The sequence below is a fragment of the Aeromonas sp. QDB03 genome (genome assembly GCF_027707985.1).
In the GTDB taxonomy this organism is placed as follows: Bacteria; Pseudomonadota; Gammaproteobacteria; order Enterobacterales; family Aeromonadaceae; genus Aeromonas; species Aeromonas hydrophila.
Genome location: NZ_JAPCJG010000019.1, coordinates 1 through 26996, shown reverse-complemented (window position 1 = coordinate 26996; position 26996 = coordinate 1). Strand labels below are relative to the sequence as shown.

General features: G+C 60.8%; 20 protein-coding genes and 1 pseudogene. All 21 read left to right on the top strand.

The genetic code is table 11. The features are described from left to right. A pseudogene (gene vgrG, locus PG900_RS22550) lies at positions 1 to 743 on the top strand (type VI secretion system effector VgrG); the annotation flags it as partial. 1 nt (position 744) lies between these two features. Beyond that, positions 745 to 2064 (top strand): type VI secretion system polymorphic nuclease effector, encoded by a 1320-nt coding sequence (locus tag PG900_RS22545; RefSeq protein WP_270832345.1) that lies wholly within the window; start codon positions 745 to 747, stop codon positions 2062 to 2064. 9 nt (positions 2065 to 2073) lie between these two features. Continuing rightward, positions 2074 to 3063 (top strand): PoNi-like cognate immunity protein, encoded by a 990-nt coding sequence (locus PG900_RS22540; protein WP_085735176.1) that lies wholly within the window; start codon positions 2074 to 2076, stop codon positions 3061 to 3063. A gap of 285 nt (positions 3064 to 3348) precedes the next feature. Continuing rightward, on the top strand, positions 3349 to 3732 hold the full coding sequence (locus tag PG900_RS22535; protein WP_252410916.1) for a DUF6630 family protein: 384 nt from the start codon (positions 3349 to 3351) through the stop codon (positions 3730 to 3732). A 165-nt stretch (positions 3733 to 3897) separates the two neighbouring features. Beyond that, positions 3898 to 5271: a tetratricopeptide repeat protein gene (locus PG900_RS22530; RefSeq protein WP_270832344.1), complete on the top strand. Its 1374-nt coding sequence runs from the start codon at positions 3898 to 3900 to the stop codon at positions 5269 to 5271. Positions 5272 to 5945: 674 nt separating this feature from the next. Continuing rightward, complete coding sequence (tssB, locus tag PG900_RS22525) at positions 5946 to 6449, top strand: type VI secretion system contractile sheath small subunit (protein WP_011705712.1); 504 nt, start codon at positions 5946 to 5948, stop codon at positions 6447 to 6449. Between the two features lie 38 nt (positions 6450 to 6487). Then, positions 6488 to 7966, top strand: coding sequence for a type VI secretion system contractile sheath large subunit (gene tssC, locus PG900_RS22520; RefSeq protein WP_043163044.1), 1479 nt, complete (start codon positions 6488 to 6490; stop codon positions 7964 to 7966). 6 nt (positions 7967 to 7972) lie between these two features. Then, a complete protein-coding gene (gene tssE / locus PG900_RS22515) occupies positions 7973 to 8404 on the top strand; it encodes a type VI secretion system baseplate subunit TssE (protein ID WP_011705714.1) in 432 nt (143 codons plus the stop codon). A gap of 3 nt (positions 8405 to 8407) precedes the next feature. Then, a complete protein-coding gene (gene tssF / locus PG900_RS22510; protein WP_270814346.1) occupies positions 8408 to 10174 on the top strand; it encodes a type VI secretion system baseplate subunit TssF in 1767 nt (588 codons plus the stop codon). Further along, positions 10138 to 11136, top strand: a complete 999-nt coding sequence (gene tssG, locus PG900_RS22505; RefSeq protein ID WP_270832343.1) for a type VI secretion system baseplate subunit TssG — start codon at positions 10138 to 10140, stop codon at positions 11134 to 11136. Before tssF ends, tssG begins: the two co-directional genes overlap by 37 nt. 56 nt (positions 11137 to 11192) lie before the next feature. Further along, a complete protein-coding gene (tagH, locus tag PG900_RS22500) occupies positions 11193 to 12443 on the top strand; it encodes a type VI secretion system-associated FHA domain protein TagH (RefSeq protein WP_103827151.1) in 1251 nt (416 codons plus the stop codon). After that, positions 12443 to 12958 carry a type VI secretion system lipoprotein TssJ gene (gene tssJ / locus PG900_RS22495; protein ID WP_011705718.1) on the top strand — a complete coding sequence of 172 codons (516 nt, stop codon included), beginning with the start codon at positions 12443 to 12445 and terminating at the stop codon, positions 12956 to 12958. The genes tagH and tssJ overlap by 1 nt, the downstream gene beginning before the upstream one ends. Before the next feature lie 2 nt (positions 12959 to 12960). Next, on the top strand, positions 12961 to 14295 hold the full coding sequence (tssK, locus tag PG900_RS22490) for a type VI secretion system baseplate subunit TssK (RefSeq protein ID WP_029303266.1): 1335 nt from the start codon (positions 12961 to 12963) through the stop codon (positions 14293 to 14295). A gap of 22 nt (positions 14296 to 14317) precedes the next feature. After that, the gene (gene icmH, locus PG900_RS22485; protein WP_010634228.1) at positions 14318 to 15097 is read left to right on the top strand and encodes a type IVB secretion system protein IcmH/DotU; all 780 of its coding nucleotides are present in this window, start codon (positions 14318 to 14320) and stop codon (positions 15095 to 15097) included. Positions 15098 to 15117: 20 nt separating this feature from the next. After that, on the top strand, positions 15118 to 17760 hold the full coding sequence (gene tssH / locus PG900_RS22480) for a type VI secretion system ATPase TssH (protein WP_270832342.1): 2643 nt from the start codon (positions 15118 to 15120) through the stop codon (positions 17758 to 17760). A 2-nt stretch (positions 17761 to 17762) separates the two neighbouring features. Further along, positions 17763 to 19301 carry a sigma-54-dependent transcriptional regulator VasH gene (gene vasH / locus PG900_RS22475; protein ID WP_270832339.1) on the top strand — a complete coding sequence of 513 codons (1539 nt, stop codon included), beginning with the start codon at positions 17763 to 17765 and terminating at the stop codon, positions 19299 to 19301. Beyond that, entirely contained in the window at positions 19301 to 19906 is a 606-nt protein-coding gene (gene vasI / locus PG900_RS22470; protein ID WP_270823957.1) for a type VI secretion system-associated protein VasI, read from the top strand. Before vasH ends, vasI begins: the two co-directional genes overlap by 1 nt. Before the next feature lie 8 nt (positions 19907 to 19914). Then, positions 19915 to 21360, top strand: a complete 1446-nt coding sequence (gene tssA / locus PG900_RS22465) for a type VI secretion system protein TssA (protein ID WP_270832338.1) — start codon at positions 19915 to 19917, stop codon at positions 21358 to 21360. A 41-nt stretch (positions 21361 to 21401) separates the two neighbouring features. Continuing rightward, a complete protein-coding gene (tssM, locus tag PG900_RS22460) occupies positions 21402 to 24887 on the top strand; it encodes a type VI secretion system membrane subunit TssM (protein WP_270832334.1) in 3486 nt (1161 codons plus the stop codon). 46 nt (positions 24888 to 24933) lie between these two features. After that, complete coding sequence (locus PG900_RS22455) at positions 24934 to 26364, top strand: VasL domain-containing protein (protein ID WP_270832333.1); 1431 nt, start codon at positions 24934 to 24936, stop codon at positions 26362 to 26364. A gap of 257 nt (positions 26365 to 26621) precedes the next feature. Beyond that, entirely contained in the window at positions 26622 to 26909 is a 288-nt protein-coding gene (locus PG900_RS22450; RefSeq protein WP_017411057.1) for a type VI secretion system PAAR protein, read from the top strand. Positions 26910 to 26996 lie beyond the last annotated feature (87 nt).

Here is a 26996-nt window from a genome sequence, read left to right as displayed (position 1 = left end):
AAGAGATTTATATCCACGGTCAGAAAGACCTGAACGTGCTTATCGAGAACGATGCTGCTTGGCACATCAAGCACGACGAGCATTGGGATATCGACAACGAGCGGGTGACCCGTGTCAGGAAGGTGCCGGGTGAGGAGGGAACCCCGCCCAGTCTTGGCAACGATCATCTGACCGTTGAAGGAGAGAAGCGGGACCATATCAAGGCTGACTACTCGCTGACCGTGGATACTTCCATGCATCAAAAACTCGGTCAGAGCTGGCTCACCCAGGCGGGACAGGAAGTGCACGTAAAAGCCGGTGCCAAGGTGGTGCTGGAAGCGGTTTCTGAGATTACCGTCAAGGTCGGCGGCTGCTTTATCAAGGTTGATGGCGGCGGTGTCACTTTGGTCGGCCCCACCATCAAGATGAATTCGGGTGGCAATGCAGGCTCTGGATCTGGTTGGGCTGGCAAGGTACCCAAGAGCATCGAGGGTATGTTGGACAGCCCTCACACACGCTGGATGAAATTTTATCACCTCGACTCCGAGCTGATGCCGCTGGCGGGCACCCCATACAAGGCTGTGCTGAACGATGGTTCGGTGCGGGAAGGCACGCTGGATGGTGAGGGCATGGCGCTGCTCGAGGATGTGCCTGCTGGCACCGCTTCAGTGACCTATGACCTGCAGGACAATTTTGTCGATCTGCCCCGTGAATCCATCTCGGCCCTCACCGGCCATCTCGACAGTCTGAGCGACGAGGGCTGATATGTTCGGTAACGATCTGTTTGAGCAGCTCTATGACCACCTGGATCAGGCGGTGTCTGGTGGCGCGGCCTATGTCAAACAAAGTGCAGAGGCGGTAAAAAAGGGGGTTGCTTCCAGCCTGCAGTGGATTTGGGAGGCCCTGCAGGGTGACTTCAATCCCAACCAGAGCGCGGGGCAGATTGCCGCCAATGCGGTGCTGGGCCTCATTCCCGTGGTCGATCAGGTGCTGGATTGCCGCGATCTGATTGCCAATGCCCGGGATATTTCCCGTGATCCCAAGCAGCCGGAGAAGTGGGTTTTTCTGAGCTTTACCCTGATTGGCCTGATCCCGTCGCTGGGCTCAGCCCTCAAGGGGGTGTTGAAGATCATCTTCCTGTTTGTCCGCAAGGCGGGTGGGGATGCCACCAAGGCGATCAGACCCGCAATGGCGCCCGTGCTGACGTTTCTCAGTGATCCCAAGGTCAAGAAAGTGCTGGGTATCTCGCGCCTCGACAAGGTGCTGAAAGGATTTGCCGGCCAGATCCGTGGGCTGAGAGGACAGATTGCCGTCAGCATGCTGCTGGGTTATCTGAATGATGCAGTCAAGTCACTGACCAGTTTGATCGGCAAGATCAAGGGATTGGCTCCTGCTTCAGTCAGGATCTGGCTTGAGCAATCCCAGCGTCTGGTGTTGCAGATGCAGTCACAGGCGGGTCAGATGCTGCCTGTCGCCATGGGGCCCGTGCTCAAATCCCTCGATGAGATAGCCGCGGGATTGGAGAAAGAGGCGGTCAAGCATGCCCCTGGTTACAAGGCCGTGCCAGGTGGTACCGTTATCCACCCGCTGCCGGACGATGTGGTCAAAGTGAACCTCAAGATCCTGAGCCGCTCGAAGAAAGGGATTTATGGTGAGATCATCAGCGACAACTGGATGGCAAACCACAAGTTCGAGAACCTGTTGCCAGAACATCGCCGGGTACGTAGCCTGAATGACAAGCCCAGAGGGCGGGGCATCGATGGTGTCTACAAGAATACCAATCCTCCGCCTCCCTACGTGGTGACCGAGACCAAGTTTCGGACGGCAGGGGGGGAGTATATCGACGGGGATGGCACCAAGAGCACCCAGTTATTGTCGATGACCAAGGGGTCGGGCAAGCAGATGAGCAATTTGTGGATAGAAAGGCGATTACCGGATGAAGTAGCAGATAAAAAGCTATTGGCGGATATCAGAAAACAAAAATATGAATCTTGGTTGATGATCGTCGATGAGTCTGGTGAGGTGATTCAGATCACCAAGCTGAATAAGAATGCCGATGCTATCGGTACTATCCCGGTCAAGTAGGAGTAGAGAATGAGTTCGTTTATTGAGCAGCGTCGAGATCCACTATTATCTGAGGATTTCTTCTTGGTTCAGCTAGAAGACTACAAAGAATCGCTCTATTTTGACCAGGAGTGGTGGAGTTGGATAAATGATCCTCACCATGAACGCTGGAGTGACCCAGCAGGATTGCCTACTCGCTCTGGTGCCAGTGCGGGCATGTTTATGGATAATCTTGAACATCTGATCTTGCTTTATTCTGGCGGAGTCTCTCATGAAGAGGTTATTGCTCAGCTAGGCGTCGTCACTAAAGAGTTTTTACGCCATAAAAAAGAGTTTCCAGATGAACAGTTTTATTATTGGGAGCAAGATGCCTATCAATATCTGCTCTGGATGTTCTCATTAAGTATCCTCTATGGCCAGGATGAGATGTTGCCCGAGTTGGTGCGTTATATCAGTAAGAATCCGGAAGGGGACGACGACCCGCTGTGGAGCGTACTGTTGGCCCGCCTGGGTTATCCTGGCTTCCCTCGAGGTCCAGAATCCTATATTCCAGAGGTGTATCGCCCGCTATTTGATGCCATCAAGGGAGATGGTGTGAATCCCACCAAGGTTGAGCGTCAGGCGAGCATCAAGCAATATCTCAAAGGATGGTACAAGGGGTGTAAAGAGTGCTATTGGCACGACAGGCACAAGGCAAAGCATGCCATCTACTTTGGCTATTGGGCTTTTGAAGCGGCGCTGGTCACCCTGCTTTATGAGCTGGATGACAGCAGCTATCGAGACATGCGCTATTACCCCAAGGATCTGGTCGATTATGCCAGAGCCAATGGTATTGCAGAGAAATGGCAGGCATTGCGAGTAGCCCAACATCCTATTGCCATGCCGGGTTCCGTGGTGGAGCAGGATGGCAACTGGCGCTGCAACCTGACCGATGAGCAGTGGCAGCTTCGCAAAGGGCAGCGCTTACCTTCCCAAACCCATGTCAACAAGGATGACATGTTGTTCTGGGTACAGGAGTAGTCCGCAGTGTATCGATCATGCATTGCCTGCGTGATCGATACATCGCGAACCGAACATCGTTTTGGTGCTGCCGTGGTATTGCTTGGCCTCTTTGGCTCTGTATGAAAAAATCGAGAAAGAAAGGTGAAGGCGATAAAAAAACTATTTCTGCTCCTATCCGTCATTATCTTGTCACCCCTGTTGATTCCCATGGTCTATGTCGAAAGACGAAGAAAGAAATGGCTTCTATCAATTTTACTATTTCCTCTGCCTGAAGAGATCAGAGTCGGCAGATTGAACGCGCTGATGAATACCCATACCGATGAGCTACAGGGTGGCATTGTGTCAGCACTTGTTGAATTCAACTCTGATGAGCATTGGGTGTGTCTCAATATTGACTGGCGAGACGTCGAGGAAGTTGAGTTGCAGGGCAACGCATTGGCGGATATTCATGGTATCAAGGAACATTTTATTTTATCCGAACCGGGTGAGGATACATCGGTTTGGCACATGTTGGTGCTTTATGACTTATGGCTGCAAGCGCGAGGATATGAAGTCGTGCTTTGGGATATAGATGCAGATCAATATACAGGGTTTATTTGTCGAACGGATGTTCTCGATAAACTGTTAAACGAGGGGCGCAAGCTGGGTTTGGCTATGGTCAAGCTGGATCATGTGAACGAGCAATAAGATTATTGGGCGCCATGGGAATGTCCAGAATAAGTTCTATTTAAAAGTTGATAAGCAATAGAGAGTCTATTTAAAAGTTGATAAGCAATAGAGAGTCTATCTGGTTGTAAGCAAGCATTATGTACACAGCCACCCTTCCATCTTCATTATTTGCAGATACAAACGATGACATACCGCACATTATGTTTGGTACTGGTGAGCCATTGGCTCGCCGCCTGTTCCACTACGACGCCACAGACTGAATCCGATCTCATTCAGGCCGCTCAGCAGGGCCAAGGCAAGGCGCAATATGAGCTGGCCAATCGTTTGGCGGCCAAGCCGGATTATCCCGAGGCGATGCGCTGGATGAAACAGGCGGCCGAGCAGGCGGGCCCCCTGGCGGCAGATGCTGACATGCGGGGCAAAGCTGCACTGCAGGTGGGGAACTGGTATCAGGCTGGTCTGGGGGAGCCCAAGAGCCCCAAGCAGGCCAGTGGCTGGTGGCAGCGCTCGGCCAAGTTGGGGAATCCGGATGCCAGTTATCGGCTGGGGATGGAGTGTCGGCAACAGCACAAGGGCAAGCTGGCCAATGAGTGTCTCGACTGGTTCGAGCAGGCGGCCAAGCGCGATCATGCGAGTGCCCAGTTGATACTTGGACAATGGTATGCAGGTCAGGCGGGATCCGATGAGGAAGCCGTCAAATGGCTGGAGAAAGCCGCCGAACAAGGCAATCGGGATGCCCAATTCCAGCTTGGAGCTCGCTATGAGCAGGGAAAAGGGGTGAGCAAGCGCCCCGATCTTGCCCTGCGCTGGTATGAGAAAGCCGCCGCTCAGCAGCAGCCGGAAGCCTTGTTGGTGTTGGCACGCAAGGCACCACCTGAAGAGGCTCTCAGCCTCTATCAGCGAGCAGCCAATGCCGGTGCTGCGCCGGCCCAACTGTGGTTGGGGCAAGCCTATCTGGCCGGCCAGCAGGTTAACCAGGATCTTGCGCTTGGCCGTTATTGGCTGGAGCTGGCAGCAGGAAGTGGTTCCCACGAAGCCGAATATCAATTGAGCTTGCAGCAGAGTGATGCCGCAGGGCGAGAGTATTGGTTGACGCGTGCCGCAGAAGGGGGATTGAGCCAGGCTCAGCTTGCATTGGCGCAATGGCAGCAAGAACGGGGAGACCTTGTGACCGCTCGTCAGAATTTTGCACTGGCTGCAGCACAGGGTGACGTCGATGCCCATTATGCCTATGGCGAGATGCTTCGGTTGGGATTGGGCGGCAAGGAAGATTATGTGCAGGCGCTCAAACAGTATCGATTGGCTGCCAATGCCCAGCACAGAATCGCCCAATATCGCATGGGGATCATGCGTGAACAGGGGCTGGGAGCACCACGCAATAGAGTGCATGCTTATGCATGGTATTTGTTGGCGGCAACAGATGGTAATCAAGAGTCTGTCAACGCCCGTGATGAACTGGAAAAAGGCATGACGGAAAAAGAAAAAAGTGTTGGACAAAAATTGGCGCAGCATTGGTTTTTACAACAGAAAAATCAGCTGGAATTGTTGCCTGGTTAAGTAGAGGAATTGCCTTTCAATCTAGGAACTCATCATTTTCAATGATCTCATTACGATGGCAATGCATTGCTTTCTTGGCTTTTCAAGGAGTTCTGGCTGGCTGATGAAAGCTGCTTATCATGTCACTTCATGTAATGGAATCCTATTGCGTGCTGTCGCGGCACAGTTTGACGCATGGATGGCATTATATTTTTGACAGTAAGTGACGTATTGAGTCGTTAATGATGAAAAATAACGTTTTTAATTGTTGAAAAGTGAAATTATTTTCTGATATTTGATGTGGGTAATATGCCACAAATGTTTGTTTAGATTTGTTTAATTCGGTAACATGCTGTTTTTATTGTGTTTTTTTATTTTTGTTTTGCTTGTTTTATTAATGTCTTATTGACGGATTATTGCCTGTGAATATACCATCTTCCGCAAATGGCGCCTTAAGCCAATATGACCTCTAACAAAGAGTAGAGGCACATCGGGTTGTATAAATACAAACGTGAATATTATGTTTTTGATTATTAGAGCTTTGCTCTATTCATATCAAAAGCATATCTGTTGGCCTGTGGACTTTCCTTGCGATATCCACCCATATCGTCAACTGTCATTTTTGACAGTTGTTGGTTAATCCATCGGCTATAAGCTTTTGGGTCTCTGTAGATCCATAACTTGGTATTTAGAGCATGGGAAAAAATATCGATGGCGCCACCGTTGCGCCCAAAGAACGTATCAATATCAAATATGTACCGGCGACCGGTGGGCAGCAGGGAGAAGTTGAACTTCCGTTGACCATGATGGTAGTCGGCAACATGAAGGGCCGTACCGAAGACACCCCGATCGAGGAGCGTCAGACCGTCTCCATCGACAAGAATAATTTTTCGTCCGTCATGAAAGAATCCGCACTGGAACTGAAATTTTCCGTTCCCAATCGTCTGGAAGAGAACAGCCAGGATGCATTGCCGGTTTCGATCAATATCCAGTCTCTGGAAGACTTCACCCCTGACCGCGTGGCCCAGCAAATACCTGAGCTGCGCAAGCTGCTGGAGCTGCGCGAAGCGCTGGTTGCCCTGAAGGGGCCGCTGGGGAATATTCCTGCTTTCCGCAATCGTTTGCAGGATCTGCTGTCCAGTGATGAAGCTCGTGAGCAGCTGCTCAAAGAGCTGGATTTGATTAAGCCTGCCGAGTGATCGCCGGGTTGGATTGACTGAACGAGAAGGGAACAAACATGTCTTTGGTCGAAGAACAGGTTCAAGCGGGGGCGAGTGCTGCCTCCTCGTCCTTGCTGGACGAAATCATGGCGCAGGCCCGCATTACCCCGGTGGATGAGGGCTACAGCGTCGCCAAGCAGGGCGTTGCAGCCCTGATCGCCAACATTCTGGACAGCGGCACCACCAGCGATCCGGTCAACAAGGCGCTGGTGGACAGCATGATTGTCGAGCTCGACAAGAAGCTCAGCAAGCAGATGGACGTCATCCTGCACGCCAAGGAGCTGCAGGAGATGGAGTCCTCCTGGCGCTCCCTGAAGCTCTTGGTGGATCGCACCGATTTTCGCGAGAACATCAAGATCCAGGTGCTGCATGCCACCAAGGAAGAGCTGCTGGAAGATTTCGAGTTCTCACCCGAAATCACCCAGTCCGGCCTCTACAAGCATGTCTATTCCAGCGGTTATGGTCAGTTTGGTGGCCAGCCGGTGGGGGCCGTGATCGGTGATTACGCCTTCACCCACAGCGCACCCGACATCAAGTTGATGCAATACGTCAGTGCGGTGGGGGCCATGGCCCATGCGCCGTTCATCTCCTCTGTGGCGCCATCCTTCTTCGGCGTCGACAGCTTTACCGACCTGTCCTCCATCAAGGATCTGAAATCGGTATTCGAAGGGCCGGCCTACACCAAGTGGCGCGCCTTGCGTGAGTCGGAAGATGCCCGTTATCTGGGACTGACCGCACCGCGCTTCCTGGCGCGTCTGCCCTACGACCCGACCGAAAACCCCATCAAGGGCTTCAACTATCAGGAAGACATCAGCTCGGACCACGATCACTACCTGTGGGGCAACACCGCCTACCTGATGGGCACTTCCCTGACCGACAGCTTCGCCAAGTATCGCTGGTGCCCGAACATCATAGGCCCGCAGAGCGGTGGCGCCATCCACGACCTGCCGGTGCACGTCTATGAGGCCATGGGTCAGCTGCAGGCGAAGATCCCGACCGAGGTGCTGATCACCGACCGTCGCGAGTACGAGCTGTCGGAAGAGGGTTTCATCACCCTGACCATGCGCAAGGACAGCGACAACGCCGCCTTCTTCTCCGCCAACTCGGTACAAAAACCCAAGGTGTTCCCGAACACCAAGGAAGGCCGGGAGGCTGAGACCAACTACAAGCTGGGTACCCAGCTGCCCTACATGTTCATCATCAACCGCCTGGCGCACTACATCAAAGTGCTGCAGCGCGAGCAGATCGGTTCCTGGAAGGAGCGTCAGGATCTGGAGCGTGAGCTGAACAGCTGGATCCGACAGTTTGTCGCAGACCAGGAAAACCCGCCGGCAGAGGTCCGCAGCCGCCGTCCGCTGCGCGCTGCGCAGATCAAGGTGCTGGATGTGGAAGGGGAGCCGGGCTGGTATCAGGTCGCCATGGCCGTGCGTCCGCACTTCAAGTACATGGGGGCGAGCTTCGAGCTCTCTCTGGTAGGTCGTCTGGACAAGGAATAAGGCCCGATGCCGCATCTCTCTTCTTGGGATAGAGGAAATGCGGCCAGCCTGTTTGATCGCATCCGGGGGGAGGGGCTTGGCTCCTCTCCCCGCTCGGAGTCTGAGGAACTGATCGCATCTGTCAAACGGCAGCTCGAGCAGGTTCTCAACACCCGCCCCGGCAATTGCCGTAGTGCACCCGATCTGGGGGTCATCGATCTCAATGACGCCACTCAGGGCAGTGCGGATATCAAGGGGCGGATCCGGGAGGCGATCCGGCAATGCATCCGTCGTTATGAACCGCGGATCGTGCATGTGGATGTTCGTTCACCCGACTATCAGGCGAGCCCGCTTGAGATGTCGTTTCAGGTGACGGCCCACGTGCGGCTGGAGCATATCGAGCAAGTTACCTCGTTCAACGTCCATATGGACAGTCACCGTCACTACCGCATGGTCTGATCAATGTCGCTGGAACATTACTTCAGGGATGAACTGGCATTTTTGCGCCTGCAAGGGCGCGAATTTGCCGACGCCTATCCCGAGCTCACCCGCTTTCTGTCGGAGCAGAACACCGATCCGGACGTGGAGCGCCTGCTGGAGGGATTCGCCTTCCTTACAGGCAACCTGCGCGCCAAGATTGAGGATGAGTTTCCCGAGCTGACCCACGGTCTGCTCAACATGCTCTGGCCCAACTACCTGCGTCCCGTGCCCAGCATGACCATCATGCAGTTTTCGGTCATTCCGGGGGCCATTGCCCAGCCGGCGCTGGTCAGGCAAGGTTGTCAGCTCGACAGTCTGCCGCTGGACGAGGTGACCTGTCATTTCCAGACCTGTCACGATACCTGGGTCTATCCGGCCGATATCCGTCATATTGCTGCCCAGAGCGGCAACGATCTCTCCACCATCTCGCTGGACATCGCCCTGCATGCTCCCTTGCCGCTCAGCGAGCTGCAGCTGGACAAGCTGCGCTTCTTCCTCGGTGGCGACAGCTACACCGCCTATGAGCTCTACTTCTGGCTCTCCAACCAGCTTTCCCATATCGAGCTGGAGATCGATGGCAAGCGCTTTCGCCAGGAGGCCAAGGCCCTCAAGTCGGTCGGCTTCGAGCGCGATGACGCGCTCTTGCCCTATCCGAACAACGTCTATTCCGGCTACCGGATCCTGCAGGAGTACTTCTGCTTCCCGGAAAGCTTCCTCTTCTTCGAACTCTCCGGTGGTGAGTGGCCCAAACAGCCGTTGCCGGTGAGCGAATTCAAGGTGCACTTCTGCTTCGATCGACCACTGCCGGCGGAGCTCAAGATCCGTCCCGACTCCTTCATGCTCAACTGCGTGCCGGCCATCAACCTGTTCCAGCACGACAGCGAACCGGTCAACCTCAACGGTCGTCAGGCGGAGTATCCCCTCAAGGCGAGCTATCGCCATGCCGACAGCTTCGAGATCTTCTCGGTGGATCAGGTGGAGGGCTGGGTCGAGGGGAACCTCGGCCGCTCCCGCGGCACGCCGCGCATCTATCAGCCATTCGAGAGCTTCCAGCACCAGATTGAGCGGGCCAAGCAGCGGTTGGCGCTCTACTACCGGGTGCGGGTCAAGGAGGCGGTGAGCGGGGATGGTTTCGAACACAGCCTCTCGTTCGTGCGCGGGGATGAAACCACCACGGTCGAACTGGATGAATCCATCTCGGTGACACTCACCTGCACCAACCGCTCTCGTGCCGCCCGCCTCAAGGTGGGCAGCATCTGTGTGCCGACCGGCAGCTCGCCCTCGTTTGCCACCTTCCGCAACCTGATCCGGCCGACCCGGCCGCTGCGCCCGGCCCTGGACGGCAGTCTGCACTGGACGCTGATATCCAACCTGTCGCTCAACTATGTCTCCCTGCTGCGCCGCGATGCCCTGGTGCAGGTGCTGCGCACCTACGATTTTCCGGCGCTGCACGACAAACAGGCCGAGCAGGCTTCGCGCAAGCGGCTGGCGGGGATCGAGGAGATAGAGACCAAGCCGGTGGATCGGCTGGTGCGCGGCATGCCGGTGCGGGGGCTCAAGTCGGTGCTCTCCATCCGCCAGTCCGCCTTTGGCAGCGAAGGGGAGCTCTATCTGTTCAGTACCGTGCTGGCCCACTTCTTCTCGCTCTATGCCAGCGTCAACGCCTTCCACCTGCTTGAGGTGGTCAATCTCGACAACAAGGAGCGCTACCAATGGCCAGTCCAGATCGGTCAGCACTCCCTGATGTGAACGCCGCCCGGGAGGCGCCCCGCTTCAATTTCTTCCAGCTGGTTGAGCTGCTCAACCGGCTGGATGGCGCCGATCAGGAGCGGGGGCTCGACTACCTGCCGGGTGACGAGAACATCCGCTTCAAGGCGACCGCCTCTCTGGGGTTTCCCACCAGCGACGTGCTGCAGATTGGCCGGGACGGGCAGGGGCGCCACGAACTGGAGGTGGCCTTCCTTGGCCTGCACGGCAGCCAGTCGCCGATGCCCGGTTATTACCTCGATTCGCTGGCGTGGGAGTACGCCCAGGGGGAGCAGAAGCTCGGCCTGTTTCTGGACTTCTTCCATCACCGTCTGCTGACCCTGCTGCACCGGATCTGGCGCAAGTATCGCTACCACGTGCGGTTTCAGGACAACGGCGAGGATGGCTTCTCCCGTCTGATGTTTGCCCTGGTAGGGCTTGGCAACGAGGCGGTCTGCCAGAGCCTGCCGGTCAACCGGGCCAAGATGCTCTCCTATGCGGGCATGCTGGCCAGCCCCAGCCGCTCCCCCGAGGTGGTGGCGGGGCTGGTGGCCCACTGCTTCGATCTGGCCGATGTGCAGGTGAGCGCCTGGCAGTGGCGCAAGGTGCCTATTCATCAGGATCAGCAAAATCGCCTCGGCGGCGCCTGCGCCACCTTGGGGAACGATTTTGTCATCGGTGACAAGGTGAATGACTGTGCCGGCAAGTTCTTGTTGAAGATCAACAACCTGAGCTTTGGCCAGTTTCTCGGCTTTCTGCCGAACGGGGAGCACTTCCATGCCCTGGTGACCTTCGTATCCTTCATCCTGCGCGATCAGCTGGCCTGGGATCTGCGCCTGGGGTTCGGCCAGGAGCAGGCGAGGGGGCTGAGGTTGGGGGAAGAGCAGAGTGCCCGCCTGGGGTGGAGTACCTTTCTCGGCCAGCCGCCGAGTGATCCGTTCGTGACCATCTGCGTGCAGGAATAAGTGCAGAAATCAGCAGCGCAGAAAATTTAACTACAGGAATCAGTGCAGGAGTAACTGTGGACGATTTTAACCAGCAACTTTCCCTGGTGGTGCTCAACAGCGAACAGCTCGACGGCAGCCAGCAGGTGCAGTACCGCTTCGACGAGATGGGGGGGACCCTGGGGGCCTCCGAACAGGATGACTGGCAACTGCGCGACAGGCTGGGGGCCGTCATGCCCGCCCACGCCCGCATCGAGCTCAACGACGGTCGCTTCTGCCTGTGCGATCTGAGCGGCCAGACCTATATCAACGGTGCCACTTCGCCCATCGGGCGGGCCCGCAAGGTGCATCTGGAACAGGGGGACGAGCTCGTGGTCGGCCCGTTCCGGCTGCGCGCCTATCTGGGGGCCATCACCCCCGAGCAGAGCCTGCAACAGGTGCTGGGTAACCGCCCCACCGAGCAGCTCGACGAGTGGCTGACCAGCGATGAACCCGCTGTGCCCACAGACGATCCGCGCACCCTGGCGGCCGATCCCTTGCTGGCATTGCAGCAGGAGCGCAGGGCGCCCAATCCGTTGATGGATGGCCCGCTGGCGGACGGTCGCCTGCAGGCTTCACTGCGTTCACAACCGGATGTGGACGTCCCCCCTCTTGCCCCTTTTTCTGCTGTCGAGAACACCATGAACCAAGAATTTCTGGATATGCCCGCCATCGAGAACCACCCCGATTATCAGCTGTCGCTGGACGGCGTCGATCACGTGGCCCTGACCCCGCTGATGCGGGGCCTGGGTCAACCCTTGCAACTGCAGGACACCCAGCAGGCCCACGACATGCTCGAAGAGATGGGCAAGACGGTGCGGGCCATGGTGGAGGGGTTGCTGCAACTGCAAAACGAGCAGGCGGCGCTGGCGGACAAGCACCTGCGCCCCATCGAGGACAACCCGCTGCGTCTGGGCCTCGATTATGACGAGACCCTGGCGGTGCTGTTTGCCGAGCAGAAGAGCCCGGTCCACCTGAGTGCACCGGCGGCGGTGGCCGAGAGCCTGCACAACGTGCGTATCCACCACGTGGCGAACCAGCAGGCCATCGGTGCAGCCCTCGATAGCATCCTGCAGGCATTTTCGCCGCAGGCGCTGCTGGGGCGGTTCGAGCAATACCGCCGCAGCGGCGCGCCGGGCACGGCCGACGAAGGCTGGGCCTGGGACATGTATCAGCACTACTACCGCGAGCTCACCTCCGCCCGTCAGCAGGGGTTCGACAAGCTGTTCCACCAGGTGTATGCCCAGGCCTATGACCAGGCCGTGCGTCAGCAACAGGGACTGATTTGATGATACGTGCGCTGATGCTGGGCGCCGCGCTGCTGGCCCTGGCAGGTTGTACCACCATGGGCAAGATGGCCGACGTGGCCATGAACCCGGATATCCAGGTGGGCAGCAATGACAGTCAACCGACGACCCTGGGGCTGAGCCTGCTGGCGGAGCCTGACGTCAACCCCAACGAGAGCGGGGAGGCGGCGCCCATCGAGTTTCAGGTGGTGCTGCTGGCGGAGGATTCCAAGCTGCTCGCCACCGACTACGACCAGGTGACCGCGGATGTGGAGAAGGCCCTTGGCAAGAACTACCTGGACCATCAGGACTACACCCTGCTGCCGGGCCAGTTCAAATACCTGCCCCCCATCAAGCTCGACGAGAAGACCCGCTACATCGGGGTGATCGCACGCTACGCCGACCCCGACAGCGCCGAGTGGCGCAAGGTCATCAAGATCAAGAGCAAGGGAACGGCTTATCAAATCCTGGTGCACCTGCGCCTGGATGAAGTGGAACTGCAAAAAGAAGAAGAATAACCATGTCGAGTCGAAATCGGGTTATCTGGCGTGAGGGGTTGTTCATCAAGCCCCAGCACTTCCAGCAACAACAAAGACATTCGGATTACGCGCTGCACGCTCGCCTGAGCGCGCTGTCAGACTATTTCTACGGCTTGCAGTCGCTTGCCATCAATGAGGATTACCTGGGCTTTGGCCGCATCGCCCTGGTGGGGGCCACCGGCATCCTGCCGGACGGGACCGTGTTCAACATCCCCAATGACGACGTGCTGCCGACCCCGCTGGAAGTCACCGACGCCTCGGTGGCCAACCAGAAGGTCTATCTGGCGCTGCCGCTCTCGGTGAGCGGCGTCAACGAGGTCAATCAGGGCGGCCAGGTGGCCACCCGGTTGCAGGCCCATCGCCACGACGTGCGCGATCTGCACAGCGAAGGGGGGGACGTGGTCTCCCTCGAAGTGGGGCGGGTCAGCCTGCGGCTGATGCTGGAGCGCGAGGATCGCAGCGCCTACGCGTCGCTCGCCATCGCCCGCATTCTGGACAAGCGTCCGGACGGCGGCCTGGTGCTGGATCCCAACTTCATGCCCTGCAGCATCAGCGTCTCCGCCATCCCGACCCTCAAGCGCTTCCTCGGCGAGTCGGCCGGCCTCGTGGCCGAGCGGGCCCGCAGCCTCTCCCAGCGCATCGCCGCGCCGGGTCAGCAGGGGGTGGCCGACGTGGCCGAGTTCATGATGCTGCAACTGCTCAACCGGGCCCAGCCCCAGCTCTCCCATCTGGCGCGCCTTGGCACCCTGCACCCCGAGCGGTTGCACGAGGCGCTGGTGCAGCTCTGCGGCGAGCTGATGACCTTTACCGACGAGTCCCGCCTGCCGCCCGAGTTCCCCGCCTATCGCCACGACGATCAGCAGGTGAGCTTCGAGCCGGTGATGCTGGCCCTGCGCCAGGCGCTCAGTACCGTGCTGTCGCCGCGCGCCGTCTCCATCCAGCTGCGCAAGCACCAGTACGGCATCATGGTGGCCATGGTGAACGAGAGCGAGCTGATGCAGAGCGCCGACTTCGTGCTGGCGGTGCGTGCCCGCATGCCGCAGGAGCAGCTGCGCAAGCAGTTGCTGCAGCAGACCAAGGTGGCCTCCAGCGACAAGATCCGCGAGCTCATCAGCCTGCAGCTGCCCGGCATTCCGCTGCTGCCGCTGCCGGTGGCGCCGCGCCAGCTGCCCTACCACGCCGGTTACAGCTACTTCCAGCTCGACCGGCAGAGCCCGGCCTGGCAGATGCTGGCGGTGGGCAACACCCTTGCCTTCCACATCGCCGGCGACTTCCCCGAGCTCGACATGCAGCTCTGGGCCATTCGTAGCCAGTGATCGCACCAAGGAATAAGCAGAGATGACCACGGACATTATCAAGAACGAGCAACTCAGCGACCTGCTGTTCGATCATGCCGAGCAGCTGGACATGGATTCGGACTACTGGTTCCGCCTGCGCGGCCAGAGCATCAACCCGATGATCGATGCGGTGACCCCCTTGCTGGGGCTGGTGCAGCGGGTGCGCCTGCTGTCCCGTTACGACCGGGTGCCCGAGCTCTACCAGCGGGTGGTGACCGAGATCCAGGCCATCGAACAGGAGCTGATGGCCCAGGGCTACGAGAACGGGGTGGTGCTGTCGTTTCGCTACATCCTCTGCACCTTCATCGACGAGGCCGTGATGGGCCGCGACTGGGGCAGTCAGAGCGAGTGGTCGGAACATTCGCTGTTGACCCGCTTCCACAACGAGACCTGGGGCGGCGAGAAGGTGTTCGTGCTGCTGGCCCGCCTGCAGGAAGACCCGGTGCGTTATCGCGACATTCTGGAGTTCATCTACCTCTGTCTGTGCCTCGGTTTCGAGGGGCGTTACAAAGTGATGAGCAAGGGACAAGGGGAGTTCGAGCGCATCGTGCGCCAGCTGCACAAGCAGTTGGCCCCTGAGGCCGGCGGCGAGGCGCCCAGCGTGTTTCACCTCGATCTGGGGCAGCAGGCCTCCCGCTATCAGCTGCGCAAGCAGGTATCCCTGCGCAGCCTGTTCATGGGTGGCGCGCTGATCCTGGCGCTGATCTTTGGCCTCTATCACCACCAACTCAATAACCAGACCCAGGACGTGCTGCGTCAACTGGGCGAATTATTAAAATAAATACTTAAGGAGAGCACGCCTTGATTCGTATAGAGCTACCGGTACTGGTGGAAAGACTCAACCCCATCTGCCGTCACATGCTGGAAGAGGCTGCGGCCCTCTGCGTCAATCACCAGGGAGCCGAGATCCGTATCGAGCACCTGCTGCTCAAGATGCTGGAAACCCCGCTGAGCGACGTGCGCCAGATCCTGAAGGTGGCCGAGGTGGAGGTGGAAGAGCTCAAGACCCTGCTGCAGCCGTCCGCTGTCGATGGCAGCTATGGCCAGGGTTACCCCTCCTTCTCGCCCATGCTGGTGGAGTGGCTGCAAGACAGCTGGCTGCTCGCCTCCGCCGAGCTGCAACATGCCCAGCTGCGCAGCGGTGTCATGCTGCTGGTGCTGCTGATGACCCCCCAGCGCTATCTGCCGGGCTCGGTGACCCGCCTGCTCGCCAAGGTCAATCGCGAGCTGCTGCGCCAGCAGTTTGACGAGTGGGTCAAGGAGTCTGCCGAGACGCAAGTGACCACCGCCCCCGGCGGCAAGACGGCCCAGGCTGCCCTGCCGGCCGATGCCAGCCTGCTGGCCCGCTTTACCGTCAACGTGACCGAACAGGCCCGTCAGGGCAGCCTGGATCCCGTGCTCTGCCGGGATCACGAAATCGACCTGATGATCGACATCCTCTCCCGTCGTCGCAAGAACAACCCCATCGTGGTGGGTGAAGCCGGTGTCGGCAAGAGCGCCCTCATCGAGGGGCTGGCTCTGCGCATGGTGGCGGGTCAGGTCCCCGAGAAGCTGCGCGGGGTCGAGCTGATGACCCTGGATCTGGGTGCCATGCAGGCCGGCGCCTCGGTCAAGGGGGAGTTCGAGAAGCGCTTCAAGGGGGTGATGCAGGAGGTCAAGGATGCCGTGCAACCTGTCATCCTGTTCATCGATGAGGCGCACACCCTGATAGGGGCCGGCAACCAGGCCGGCGGGCTGGATGTCTCCAACCTCATCAAGCCGGCGCTGGCCCGGGGCGAGCTGCGCACCATCGCCGCCACCACCTGGGGCGAGTACAAGAAATACGTGGAGAAAGATGCGGCCCTGTCGCGCCGCTTCCAACTGGTGAAGGTCGGTGAGCCCGATGCCGACGAGGCCACCGTGATCCTGCGCGGCCTGCGCAGTATCTACGAGAAGGCCCACGGGGTGCTGATCGACGAGGAGGCGCTACAGGCCGCCGCCCAGCTATCCGCCCGTTACATTTCCGGCCGCCAGCTGCCGGACAAGGCGATTGACGTGCTCGATACCGCCTGTGCCCGGGTGGCCATCAACCTCACCACCCCGCCGCGCGCGGTCAGCCACCTGCAAAACGCGCTGCGCCAGCGCGAGCTGGAGATCCGCCAGCTGGAGCGTCAGAGCCTGATAGGTCTCGGTGACAACGCAGAGCGCCTGGCCGAGTTGCAGGCGGCCCAGCAGGCTTGCCGTGAAGAACTGGCCGAGCAGGAGGCCCAGTGGCAGCAACAGCAGGGGCTGGTGCACCAGATTGTCGAGCTGCGCGCCGCCCTGCTGGCCGATCAGCAGGATGAGATGCTGGCCAGAGAGGCGCTGGATCTGGCCGATGCGCCGCTCGATCCGCAAGCCGCTGCCGAGCAGCTGGCCACCCTCGAGCGCGAGCTGGCCGAGCTGCAGCAAGGAGAAGTGCTGGTCTCCGCCCACGTCGACAAGACCCAGATTGCCGCCGTCATCGCCGAGTGGACCGGGGTGCCCCTCAATCGCATCTCGCAAGGGGAGCTGGATGTGGTGACCCGTCTGCCGGAATACCTCGGCGAGCTTATCAAGGGGCAGGATGTGGCGGTGGCCCACCTGCACAAGCACCTGCTCACCGCCCGCGCCGACCTGCGTCGTCCCGGCCGCCCGCTCGGTGCCTTCCTGCTGGTGGGGCCGAGCGGGGTCGGCAAGACCGAAACCGTGCTGCAGATTGCCGAGCTGATGTTCGGTGGCCGCCAGTATCTGACCACCATCAACATGTCCGAGTATCAGGAGAAGCACACCGTCTCGCGCCTGATCGGCTCGCCGCCCGGCTATGTCGGTTTCGGTGAAGGGGGCGTGCTGACCGAGGCGATCCGGCAGAAGCCTTACTCCGTAGTGCTGCTGGACGAGGTGGAGAAGGCCCACCCGGACGTGCTCAATCTCTTCTATCAGGCGTTCGACAAGGGCGAGCTGGCGGACGGGGAAGGGCGCATCATCGACTGCAAGAACGTGGTCTTCTTCCTCACCTCCAACCTCGGTTTCCAGACCATCGTCGATCACGCCGAGCAGCCTGACGTGCTGCTGGATGCCCTCTATCCGGAGCTCGCCGCTTTCTTCAAGCTGGCGCTGCTGGCGCGCATGGAGGTGATCCCCTATCTGCCGCTGGGTCACGACACGCTAGTACAGATTGTGGGCGGCAAGCTCAACCGGCTGGTCAAGCTGCTCAAGGAGCGCTTTGGCGCCGAGGTGGTGCTGGACGACGAGGTGGCCGAGGAGATCCTGCTGCGGGCCAATCGCAGCGAAAACGGTGCCCGCATGCTCGAATCCGTCATCGACGGTGCCCTGCTGCCGCCGGTCTCCCTGCAACTGCTGCAGCGCCTCTCGGCCGGTGAACCCATCAAGCGCGTCCACTTTTCCGTGGCCGATCACCAGTTTGTGGCCGAGGTGGGGGCTTGAGTATGGAGCAAGCCCTCGCATTTGCCCTGGCCCTCACCGCCCAACGCGATGAGCCGCACCTGTGCCACTGGTGGAGCTCGACCGTCCATGCCAGCTTCCAGCCCAGGGGGCTGCTGCTCGGCATGCTGGATGTGAGCGGCCGCCAGCTGGAGTGCCAAGGCTGGGTCAGGGGGAAGGAAGTGGCGCTGGGGCTGGCGGTGGACGATTTTTCCCATCCGCTTGCCTATGTGCTGCACAAGGCCCAGTCCCGCACCTGGGACTCCCTCTACGGCGGTGCCCGCATCGAGCACGCCGGTTTTCGCGCACTGCTGGCCAACCTTGGCCAGCAGTGCGGGCTGCATGCGTATCCGCTGCTGGATGGCAACGGCAAGCCGTTTGCCGTGCTGGCCCTGATGGATGAAGGGGAGGTGCTGCGGGCCTGGGCCGATGGCCCCGAGCTGGCCCAGCTCTCCCAGGTCTTTTGCAACCAGCTCACCCTTATTCGCGATCTCGGTCGCAGTCGGCGGGATCAGGGGGTACTGCGCGACTCCCTGCGCCAGATGAAGGGAGAGGGGGAGCGGCTGCGTCAGCACGAGAAGCTGCTCGGCGATCAGCTGGTCGGTCAGTCGGCGGTGATCCGCGGGCTGCGCGAGCAGATCAACCAGGCCGGCCAGCACAAGCTGACCGTACTGATCCAGGGGGAGACCGGCAGTGGCAAGGAAGTGGTGGCAAGGTTGGTGCACCAGTGCTCCGATCGCGCCAACAAGCCTTTTGTCGCCATCAACTGTGCCGCCATCCCGGAGAACCTCATCGAGAGCGAGCTGTTCGGTTACCAGAAGGGTGCCTTCTCCGGCGCCCTTGCCAATAAGACCGGGCTGGTGGCCCAGGCCAACGGCGGCACCCTGTTTCTGGACGAGGTGGGGGACATGCCCGCCGCCATGCAGGCCAAGCTGCTGCGGGTGCTGGAAACCCGCAGTTACCGGCCACTCGGGGCCGAGCAGGAGTATCACTCCGATTTTCGCCTCATCGCCGCTACCCATCAGCCGCTCACCCGCCATGTGGAGGAGGGGCAGTTTCGGGCCGACCTCTACCACCGTCTCTGTCAGTGCCTGCTGCTGATCGCCCCCTTGCGCGAGCACATGGATGATGTGCCGCTGCTGTGCCAGCACTTCATGGCCCAGTTTGCCGCCCAGGATGGCAAGACTCTGGTGGGGCTGCAGCGCAAGTTCTTGAAACAGCTGCAGACCTATGACTTCCCCGGCAATGTGCGCGAGCTGCGCAACCTGCTGGAGGTGGCCTGTGCCCATACCCGTCACGGGGAGGAGGTGGGGCTGGAGGCGCTGCCGCCGGAGCTGCGCGAGCGGGTCTGCGTCGAGTTGCCCGGCATCATGGACGACTACAACCACATCCGCGATCTGCGCCGGGCCATGCAGCAGTACGAGGCTTCCGTCATCGAGGCGCGGCTGCGCCACTTCCAGGGCAATCGGATGCTGGTGGCCGAGAGCCTCAACATTCCCAAGCGCACCCTGGATCACAAGTGCCAGAAACTGGAGGTGAACTGATGAGCATCCTCGGCTTGTTACCGCTGCTGCTGGCCACCAGTGCGGCCGAGGTCCCGCTGGACATGGCGCGCTGGCAGGCCTGCCGGCAGGAGCCCTCGCCGCTGGTGCGGCTCGCCTGCTACGACGCCATCGGCAATGGCGCGGCCAGTGCCGCCGAAGGGGCCGCCCCCAAGTCGGCGGCCTGGCAGGCCATCTGGGCCCAGGAGCAGGCCCGCACGCCAGCGAGCGCGCCCTTCCTGTTGCAGAGCGACGCCGGCAGTGGCAGTGAAACCCTCACTCGCCCGGCACTGCGCGGGGCGACCCTGGCCATCGGCTGCGTTGACAGCATCACTCATATCCGGCTGCGGCTGGACAGCCCCTGGAGCGGCGAGAAAGTGCAGGTCGAGCTGGATGGTCAGCCGAGTGCCGGCTCCCAGAGCTGGTTTATCCGGGATCAGGGTCTGTTGCTGGAATATGGCCGCGGCCTGCCCGCCATCGAGGAGCTCAAGCGCTGGCAGGGCCATCGCGAGCTGCAGGTGCGTGCCGACAACGGCACCCTCTTGCGGGTCGACCTGAGCGGCCTGAAAGAGGCGCTGGCACCGCTGCGTCAGCAGTGCCGCTGGTAGGAGGGGCGATGAGCTATCAACACCCCTGGTGTGCACGCCTGCTCACCAGCCTGCCGGATGAACAGATAAGAGGCGCGGTGCTGGCCGATGAGCCGCGCTGGGACTACGTGGAGACCGAGCTGGTCAAGCTGGGATCCCTCGCTCACAGCCAGGTCGATCTCAATGCGGTGGCCGAGGCCTGCCTCGGCTTGCTGGAGAGTCGCACCAAGGATATGCGGGTGCTGGCCCAGCTGCTGCGCTGCCTGCAGCACCCTGCCAAGGCGACTCCGCTGGGGGCGGCGATCAGTCTGCTGGAGGCCTGGGTCCAGGCTTACTGGCTGCTGGCCTGGCCCGGCAATGCCAGCCAGAAACAGCGACTGATGGTGCAGATCGTCAAGCGCTTCGAAGGGGCCCTGCCGCGCATTTGCGAGAGCGCCTCGGCGGCCGAGCTGGTCCAGTTGCTGGCCCAGGCCGAGCAGCTGGAGCGGGTCTGGCTGGCGCAGTGTCCCGACAAGGGGGAACTGCTCGACCCACTGGTGATGGGGCTGAAGCGGGCCCAGCGCCAGCAGGTGGCACAGGCCGAGGCCAATGCCGCAGGGCAGCCCCAGAGCAGCGGCGCTGCGGCAGCGGGCTCCCCGGCCTCGGCGGCGTCGACCGCCAGCGGTGCCGGCGCCATGGTGCTCAGCGGCGGTGGCGGCAGTGCCGGCGTCGACGTCGACAGTTCCAACGATCGCGCCTGGCGCCAGACCCAGCTCAAGGTGGCGGAGCTCCTCATCGAGCGTCAGCCCGAGGCGGCGGTGGGCTATCGACTGCGCCGTCATGCCGTCTGGGCCGGGATCACGGCGGTCCCCATGAGCGGGGCGGGCAATAAAACCCCGCTGGCGCCCATGTCGGCGGACATGGTGGATGAGTACCGCGCCGCCATGAACGCCCCTGATCAGGGGCTCTGGCAGCGCATCGAGCAGAGTCTGACCCTGGCGCCTTACTGGTTCGAGGGGCACAGGCTCTCGGCCGAGGTGGCCCAGAAACTCGGCTTTGGGGCGGTGGCCCAGGCGATCGCCGAGGAGCTCGGGACTTTTCTGCAGCGCCTGCCGGCCCTGCGGGAGCTCGCCTTCAGCGACGGCTCGCCGTTTCTCTCCCCCGAGTGCAGCCGCTGGCTGCAACCGGCCAAGGGCGGCAGTGCGGGCAGTGGCGAGGCGGGGCTGGCCGAGGAGGTCGCCCAGCGCCACGGCGAGCAGGGAGTCGCGGCGGCGCTCGCCCTGCTCGATGAGCGGATTGCGCAGTTGAAAGAGCCAAGAGATCGCTTCCACGCCTTGCTGGTGCAGGCGGAGCTGTTGGCGCAGGAAGGCATGGAGGCGCTTGCGCGCCAGCACTATCAACACTTGTGGCAAGAGGCCAGTCGCCTCGGGTTGTCGCACTGGGAGCCCGGGCTGGTCAACCGCCTGGAGAGCCTGGCGGCGCCGTTGTCGAAATGAATGCCGAAATGAGTCATTGAGTCGGAGTTGGATCACATTTTATGTTCAAAACCATTTTTACTTTTCTGCGGCAACAGCTGCCGAAATTGAAACCCTCCTGGCCCCTGCTCGGTGCTGTGCTCTGGGTGCTGGCTCTCATCCTGGTGTGGTGGCTGGGCCCTCGTCTCGAGGTGCGCGGCGCCAAGCCGTTCGAGCCGCTGTGGGGGCGGGTGGTGTTCACCCTGCTCTGGCTCTGGTTGCTGCTGGGAGTGGTTTCCTGGCGAGTGTGGCGCAAGATGCAACAGCTCAAGGCCGAGCGTCAGCACGAGGTGGTGCTGGAGCAGGACCCGGTCAAGGGGCTCATCGACAGGCAGGCGCTGTTCCTCGATCGCTGGCTGCAGGCGTTGAATACCCATCTGGGCAAGGGAGCGCTCTACGCCATGCCCTGGTATCTGGTGCTGGGGCTGCCCGGCAGCGGCAAGAGCAGCCTCATTCACCGCGCCAACCCGGCCAACAAGCTCAACCCGAGACTCGACACCGAGCTGCGCGACGTGGCGCAGGATCAGCTGGTGGATTGCTGGCTGGGGGAACAGGCGGTGATGCTGGATCCCGCCGGGGTGCTGCTCTCTCAGAGCGAAGCCGAACTGGATCCGCAGGCCCGCAAGCATGAGCGGCTCTGGCTGCACCTGCTTGGCTGGCTCAATGAACACCGCCGTCGCCAGCCCCTCAACGGCCTGGTGCTGACCGTGGATCTGGCCTGGCTCTCCCACGCCAGCGTGGCCGAACGCAAGGCCTATGCCCAGCTGATGCGCTCGCGCCTGCAGGAGGTGTCGGCCACCATGAATACCCGGTTGCCGCTCTATGTCACCTTCACCAAGCTCGATCTGCTGCGCGGCTTTGAGGTGATCTACCAGCAGCTCGACAAGGAGGCCCGCGAGGCCGTGCTGGGGGTGACCTTCAAGCCGGGCGCCGACTGGCAGCAGGATCTGGCCCTGTTCTGGGATCAGTGGGTGGACAACCTCAACCAGAATCTGCCCGAGCTGATGCTGAGCCGGCTCGATGCCGCCCAGCGCAACGCGCTGTTCTCGTTCGTGCGCCAGCTGGCGGGCCTCAAGGATTACGTGACCAGCCTGCTGGCCGAGACCCTGGCCATCGAGGAGAGCAAGCCGCTGTTGGTGCGCGGGGTCTATGTCAGCTCCGTCTATCAGCAAGGGGTGCCGTTCGATGCGTTTGCCCAGGCGGCCTCCCGTCGCTACAACCTGCCAGAGCCTATCCACTCGGCCCTGCGCGGGGAGTCCAACACCTATTTCGTGCGCCAGCTGTTCTCTTCCATCATCTTCCCGGAGGCCCATCTGGCCGGCGAAAACCGGCTGCACACCCTCTATCGCCGGCGCCGCATGGCCATCGGTCTCAGCTGTCTGTCACTCTTCTCGGCTGCCCTCATCGGTGGCTGGCACTACTTCTACCGGGTCAACGAGGAGGCGGGCCGCAACGTATTGACCAAGGCTCAGGCCTTCATGGAGACCAACGAGGTGGCCGATGCCCACGCCTTCGGGGTGAGCCAGCTGCCGCGCCTCAACCTCATTCGCGAGGCGACCCTCTCCTTTGGCAACTACCGCGAGCGGATGCCGCTGGTGGCCGACCTCGGCCTCTACCAGGGGGACGAGATCGGTCCTTATGTGGAGGGCTCCTACCTGCAACTGCTGAGCCTGCGCTTCCTGCCGGCCCAAATGCAGGGATTGCTGGCCGATCTCAACCATGCACCAGCGGGGAGCGAGGAGAAGCTTGCCATCCTGCGGGTGATGCGGATGCTGGACGATGCGTCCGGTCGCAACAAGGAGCTGGTGGCGCAGTACATGGCGAGCCGCTGGCAGAAGGCCTTCCCGGGGCAGGGCGCGGTACAGGAACAGCTGATGGGGCACCTGGACTATGCCCTCGACCATACCAACTGGTATGGCGCCAGGGCAGAGCGGGATCAGGCCGCCATCACCGCCTTCGTGCCGTTCAAGGAGCCGGTCTACGGTGCTCAGCGCGAGCTCGGCAAGCTGCCCATGTATCAGCGGGTCTACCAGAATCTGGTGGTGAAGGCGGGCGATGTATTGCCGCCGGATCTCAACGTGCGTGATGAGGTGGGCCCCACCTTCGACACCGTGTTTGCCCTGCGCAGCGACAACGCTGGTCAGGTGCCGCGGCTGCTCACCTGGCCCGGTTTCAACGACTTCTTCCTGAAACAAGACAAGGCGCTCATCGATCTCACCGCGATGGATGCCTGGGTGCTGGGCCAGCGCAAGCTGAGCCAGCTGAGCGAGGCCGATCGCAAGGAGATCACCCGTCAGGTCAACGACCGCTACGTCACCGATTATGTCAACCAGTGGCAAAAACTGCTGACCAATCTGGACGTGCAGACCCTGGAGAGCCCGGAGCAGGCGCTCGACGTGCTGGCCGCCATTACTGGCAACGATCAGCCGTTCCAACGGGTACTGGCCTCTTTGGATGACAACACCCGCATTCGCAAGATCTCTGATGTGGAAGGGGATCCGGCCCAGGCCATCAGCGCCCGCATCGGTCGTCCCTTTATGGCCACTAATGGAGTATTGGCTGGACGTGGTGAGCAGGGACCGCTCATTCAGGAGGTCAACCAGAAGCTGGTGGAGCTGCAGCACTACCTGGAGCTCATCGTCAACGCTACCGAGCCTGGTCAGTCTGCCTTGAAAGCGGTGCAGCTGCGCATGACCAACAAGTACGCTGATCCGGTGTTCGCCCTGCAGCAATATGCCCGCAGTCTGCCGGCCCCGCTCGATCGCTGGGTGGGTCAGCTCTCCGAGCAGAGCTCGCGGCTGGTGATTGACCTGGCCATGTCCTCCCTCAATCAGGAGTGGCAGGACAAGGTGCTGGCCCCCTTCAACAGCCAGCTGGCCGGTCGTTATCCGTTTGATCCGAGCTCGAACAAGGACGTGCCCCTCTCCGAGATGGAGCGCTTCTTCGCACCCAACGGGACGCTGGACAGCTTCTATCAGGTCAACCTCAAACCCATGGTGGAGAGCGGCCTGATGGAAGGGGAGTTCAGCTCGCCCATCCAGGCCGAGCTGGTCAAGCAGCTGGACCGTGCGGCCCGCATCCGTCAGATCTTCTTCAGTCAGCAGGGCAACCTGGAGGTGCAGTTCGCCCTCGAGCCCATCGAGCTCACCGCCAACAAGCGGCGCAGCGTGCTGAACCTGGATGGCCAGCTGCTGGAATACGCCCATGGCCGCCGTACCAAGATCCCGCTGGTGTGGCCCAACACCATGCGCGACGGGGCCGAGAGCAAGATCACCCTGGTGCCGGCCGCCCGCGAGCGCTCACCGCGCAGCGAAGGCTTCGTCGGCCCCTGGGCCATGTTCCGCCTGATGGATAAGGGGGAGCTGACCCAGGTCAATGACGCCACCTTCGATGTGCGCTTCCCGGTGGATCAGGGGGCCATGACCTATCGCGTCTACACCGACAGCGCGCAAAACCCCTTCACCGGCGGCCTGTTCAGCCAGTTCAGACTGCCTGAATCCCTCTATTGATCGCGTCGGGGGCACGTAGTGCCCCCTTCCTGCGTTGGAAGTTCATATGTCACAGAATCAACAAGGTCAGCAGGCCCTGAAAGTGGGGCGCGACCCCAGGATGTTGCCGGAGTACGAGGCGCTGCGGGCCGAGATCAACAAGCTCAGCCACGCTTCGCGCCCCGAGGTGGACTGGCAGCGGATCCATCAGCTCGCCAGCCTTATCTTCGAGAAACATGGGGTGGATCTGCAGACCGCCATCTATTTCACCCTGGCGCGCTCGCGCCTGCAGGGGCTCAGCGGTTTTACCGAAGGGTGCGAGTTTCTCGCCAACCTCATCGTCACCCAGTGGGAGAGCTTCTGGCCGCCGGTCCATCAGGAGCGGGCTCGCATCGAGATGCTCGACTGGTTCATCGCCCGCATCAGCGACGTCATTCGCCAGTACCAGATCAGCCACGAGGACAAGCGGCTGATCTATCGCTGCGAGCGGGCGCTGCAGCTCATCAGCGAGAAGCTGCACAACGCGGATCTGAGCCGCATTCCCCGGGTCGAGAATCTGGTGCACTTCATCGAGGGGTATACCCACCTGTTCGATGAGACCGAGATCGTCATCGTCTCCGACGAGCCGGGCCTCAAGGAGGATCTGCAGATCCCGCCCATGGTCTTCTTCAAGTCCGATATGGAGAGTGAGCACGGCAGCACGGTTTCGGCATCGACCCCGCACCTGCCCCAGGGCAGCATTCTGGTGGGGCGCGAGAAGGGGCAGGTCAAGCCCACCGTGCTCAAGATTGAGCAGCACCGCCGGCAGCGTCCCGCCTGGTTCTGGTTTGGCTGCGGGCTGCTCAGCTGCGCCCTGCCGGTGATGGGCTGGCTCGGCTGGCAGCAACATCAGCAGGAGAAAACCGTGGCGGCCCAGCGTCTGGTGCAGCCGGCCGCCGAGCTGCCCCGAGCCCTCAGCTATGACGACATTCGCCAGGCGCGCATCGTGCTGGGGGAGCAGACCCTGCAGAACATGGAGAGCGATCTGGTGGCCCGCTACCAGAACCAGTTGACCCGGCTAGAGCAGACGTCGCCGCTCTACTGGTATCGCTACGGCGAGGGGCTGCGCAACTCGCTGCAGATGCTCTATCCCGACTCGCTGGCGGTCAAGGCGCTGGACAAGCAGTGGCAGGCACAGCTTGGCGGCCAGCAGGGGGATGTCATCAGCGTACCCACCTACCTGGATGCCCGCGCCGGGGTGGATGCCCTGCTTGATCAGCTGCTGGAGCTGGAACGCCAGCGCAAGACGGTGACCATCTCCTACCTCAAATCCCAGCTCTACGAAGTACAGAAGAACCTGATGCAGAACATTCCGTTCAGTCTGCGCCTCGGTGAACTGGAGGCGAGAAAAGCCTCCCAGGAGCCCATCACGGCTGCCGAGCTCAAGAGCCTGGAAAATGATCTGAAAGCGCTCAACATCCGCCTCTATCAGCTGCAGCAGGGCGTTTCTGGTAGCTGAAAGTGCTGCCTTGAGCAAAAAATTGCGCAAGGAGTGGTGGGTTTGACTGGCAAGGCAAGGTTTGCCGGGAAACTTGCCCTGTCTTGCGCAATGGATTGCAGCAGATTGGTCAGATACCGCGAGCTTGAATCGTAATTTACTGATTTTTAATGTGATTGTGGGCGACCATGCCATGGCATGGAGGCTGCTGGGTCGCCGTTTCAACTGTCTCTGCACCAGGCTGCGCTTGCACCATGGTTGCCCCACGGAGAATCCAGATGTGTCCTTCTATTGCATTGCTCGGTGACATCGGCACCGACCACGATGGTTTCCACCCATCCCCCGTGATTGCCGCCAGCCCCGATGTGTTCCTCGATGGCAAGCCGGTGGCCCGCCAGGGTGATCCGCTGGCCCCTCATGACAAACCCAACAATCCACCCCATCCGCGCAGCATCTCGGGCGGCGTCGGCTCTGTGCTGGTCAACGGCAAACCCATCGCCGTGACCGGTACCGCAGTCGGCTGCGGCGGTGTGGTGATTGGCTCAGGCAGCGGACAGGCAGGTTAAGGAGCGCTTCATGGCAGACAGCACAGGATTACAATTTACCGTCAAGGTGGGGGCCCTGCCCGAGAGCACCTTCGTGGTGGCCGAGTT

What these genes read in the sequence shown, in the direction of transcription:
- tssC (WP_043163044.1), top strand. Translation starts at nt 6,488, where the DNA reads ATGTCTTTGGTCGAAGAACAGGTTCAAGCGGGGGCGAGTGCTGCCTCC.
- tssG (WP_270832343.1), top strand. Translation starts at nt 10,138, where the DNA reads ATGGCCAGTCCAGATCGGTCAGCACTCCCTGATGTGAACGCCGCCCGG.
- PG900_RS22540 (WP_085735176.1), top strand. Translation starts at nt 2,074, where the DNA reads ATGAGTTCGTTTATTGAGCAGCGTCGAGATCCACTATTATCTGAGGAT.
- PG900_RS22545 (WP_270832345.1), top strand. Translation starts at nt 745, where the DNA reads ATGTTCGGTAACGATCTGTTTGAGCAGCTCTATGACCACCTGGATCAG.
- vasH (WP_270832339.1), top strand. Translation starts at nt 17,763, where the DNA reads ATGGAGCAAGCCCTCGCATTTGCCCTGGCCCTCACCGCCCAACGCGAT.
- tssA (WP_270832338.1), top strand. Translation starts at nt 19,915, where the DNA reads ATGAGCTATCAACACCCCTGGTGTGCACGCCTGCTCACCAGCCTGCCG.
- icmH (WP_010634228.1), top strand. Translation starts at nt 14,318, where the DNA reads ATGACCACGGACATTATCAAGAACGAGCAACTCAGCGACCTGCTGTTC.
- vasI (WP_270823957.1), top strand. Translation starts at nt 19,301, where the DNA reads ATGAGCATCCTCGGCTTGTTACCGCTGCTGCTGGCCACCAGTGCGGCC.
- PG900_RS22450 (WP_017411057.1), top strand. Translation starts at nt 26,622, where the DNA reads ATGTGTCCTTCTATTGCATTGCTCGGTGACATCGGCACCGACCACGAT.
- PG900_RS22455 (WP_270832333.1), top strand. Translation starts at nt 24,934, where the DNA reads ATGTCACAGAATCAACAAGGTCAGCAGGCCCTGAAAGTGGGGCGCGAC.
- tssK (WP_029303266.1), top strand. Translation starts at nt 12,961, where the DNA reads ATGTCGAGTCGAAATCGGGTTATCTGGCGTGAGGGGTTGTTCATCAAG.
- tssJ (WP_011705718.1), top strand. Translation starts at nt 12,443, where the DNA reads ATGATACGTGCGCTGATGCTGGGCGCCGCGCTGCTGGCCCTGGCAGGT.
- tssB (WP_011705712.1), top strand. Translation starts at nt 5,946, where the DNA reads ATGGGAAAAAATATCGATGGCGCCACCGTTGCGCCCAAAGAACGTATC.
- PG900_RS22530 (WP_270832344.1), top strand. Translation starts at nt 3,898, where the DNA reads ATGACATACCGCACATTATGTTTGGTACTGGTGAGCCATTGGCTCGCC.
- PG900_RS22535 (WP_252410916.1), top strand. Translation starts at nt 3,349, where the DNA reads ATGAATACCCATACCGATGAGCTACAGGGTGGCATTGTGTCAGCACTT.
- tssM (WP_270832334.1), top strand. Translation starts at nt 21,402, where the DNA reads ATGTTCAAAACCATTTTTACTTTTCTGCGGCAACAGCTGCCGAAATTG.
- tssE (WP_011705714.1), top strand. Translation starts at nt 7,973, where the DNA reads ATGCCGCATCTCTCTTCTTGGGATAGAGGAAATGCGGCCAGCCTGTTT.
- tssF (WP_270814346.1), top strand. Translation starts at nt 8,408, where the DNA reads ATGTCGCTGGAACATTACTTCAGGGATGAACTGGCATTTTTGCGCCTG.